The following is a 1881-nucleotide window of genomic DNA, read 5'->3' as shown; positions in this document are numbered from 1 at the left end:
GACGCCGAGGCTCTGCGCTGGGCCGAGGCCGCCGGCCTCTGCGACACCCCGGCGGAGCTGCGCAACCTCGCACGCATCCGCCCCGGGCTGCTGGCGGCGTGGTGCCATCCACGGGCCGACCGGCCGGACAGCGTGCTGGTGGCGATGTGGATGGCCTGGCTGTTCCTCCTCGACGACCGGATCGACGAGGGCGAACTGGGGCGAGACGCCGACCTCCTGGAGGGGTACCTGCGGGAGCCGCTCGGCATCGTCTCGTGCGGTTCCGAGCCCACCTCGCCCGTGGGACGGGCCCTCGCGGAGATCGTCGGGCGGGCCTCGGACGGCATGCCCGCCCCCTGGATCCTGCGGTTCCGCCGCCACGTGGCCGACTACCTGTCCGCCTGTGTCTGGCAGGCCGCCCACCGGCAGGCCTCCCACGTCCCGCGCCTGGACGGGTTCCCCGCCTGGCGCCGGGCCTTCGGGGCGATCATGCCCTCGTTCGACCTGGTCGAGCGGACGGACGGCTGTGTCCTGCCCTCGTCCCTGTACTACTCCCGTCCGTTCCAGGAACTCCTCGTCGCGGCGGCGGACCTGGTGTGCTGGACCAACGACCTGATGACCGTGGACAAGGAGGCCGCCCAGGGCGACCCCCACAACCTGGTACTCGTCACCGCCCACCACGGCGGCACGGACCGGCACGCCGCCGCCCTCCTCGTGACGGACACCTTCGAGGAACGCCTGCACGCCCACGCGCGGGCCCGCCGGGAACTGTCCGACCTCACCCGCGCGCTGGCCGTGCCGCCCGGCCCGCGGCGGCAGGCCGACCACTGCGCCGAGGCGCTCCTCGGCTGGGCCCGGGGCCACCTGGAGTGGGGCCTGGGCACGCCCCGGTACCGGTCCGGAACGATCACGACGGGAGAGGATCCCCATGCCGACACCCACTGACACCTCCACGGACGACGCCTCCGGTGACCCCACCGGCAGTCGTCCGCCCCGGGCCCCGGGCGCCCTCCCGCTCCTCGGGCACGCGCTCCGCCTGGCCAGGGCGCCGCTGGCCTTCCTGGACGCCCAGCGCCGGTACGGGGACGTGGTCGAGTTCCGCATCGGCCCGCGGCCCGCCTACCTCCTCAACCACCCCGACCTGGTGATGGCCCTGCTGACCGGGCCCGGAGGGCGGTTCGACCGCGGCGAGATCTTCACCAAGGCCCGCCCCCTGTTCGGCGCCGGCGTCGCCGTGGCCGACGGCGCCCACCACCGGGACCGTCGCCGCATCGTCCAGCCCCTCCTGAGCGCCGCCCGTCTGCCCGGATACCTGGACACCATGGCCGAGTTGGCCACCGCCCGCGCCGCCTCCTGGCACCACGGCCAACGGCTCGACCTCAACGCCGAGATGGCGGGACTGACCATCGACGTGGTGGCCGCGACCCTCTTCGGCCGTCCGCTGCCCGCCGGCTTCGCCGCCGTCGTCCACCGGGCCCTGCCCGTCGTCGTCGCCGGGGTGGGCCGCAGGGCCTACGGGCCCGCCGCCGCGCTCCTCGACCGGCTGCCCGGCCGCGAGCGGGAGCGCTACCGCACCGCCCTGGACGACATCCACGGCGTCGTGGACGCCCTCATCGACGCGGACCCGCACAACGCCGGCCTGACGCGGCTGTCGGCCGGCGCCGACCGGCGGCAGCTCCACGACGACGTGACCTCCCTGCTGATCGGCGGCTCCCACACCAGCGGCGCGGCCGCCGCCTGGCTGTTCATCCTGCTCTCGCGCCACCCGGAACTGCGCCGCCGGGTCCGCGAGGAGGTGGGGGGGGGGGGGGGGGCGCGCCCCCGGCCCGCCCGCGCCCCCCCCCCCCCGCCGGCCCGCCCCCCCCCCCCCCCACTCAGACACACCCCCCACCCATCTTAACG

2 protein-coding genes are annotated in these 1881 nt (G+C 76.1%); both read left to right on the top strand.

Features of this window, described 5'->3' with window-relative positions; all coding sequences use genetic code 11:
* The coding region (locus ACWDCZ_RS40955; protein WP_449818667.1) for a (-)-delta-cadinene synthase at positions 1-924 on the top strand (924 nt) is incomplete at its 5' end.
* The gene (locus ACWDCZ_RS40950) at positions 908-1879 is read left to right on the top strand and encodes a cytochrome P450 (protein ID WP_449818666.1); all 972 of its coding nucleotides are present in this window, start codon (positions 908-910) and stop codon (positions 1877-1879) included. The genes ACWDCZ_RS40955 and ACWDCZ_RS40950, both read left to right, overlap by 17 nt.
* The last annotated feature ends 2 nt before the right edge of the window (positions 1880-1881 follow it).

Source organism: Kitasatospora sp. NPDC001225, from assembly GCF_053597855.1.
The sequence above is the reverse complement of the archived record's forward strand: the minus strand, read 5'-3'. Positions and strand labels throughout refer to the sequence as shown.

Bases quoted from the DNA above. Each gene is read 5' to 3' on its own strand.
- ACWDCZ_RS40950 (WP_449818666.1), top strand. From the start codon at position 908: ATGCCGACACCCACTGACACCTCCACGGACGACGCCTCCGGTGACCCC.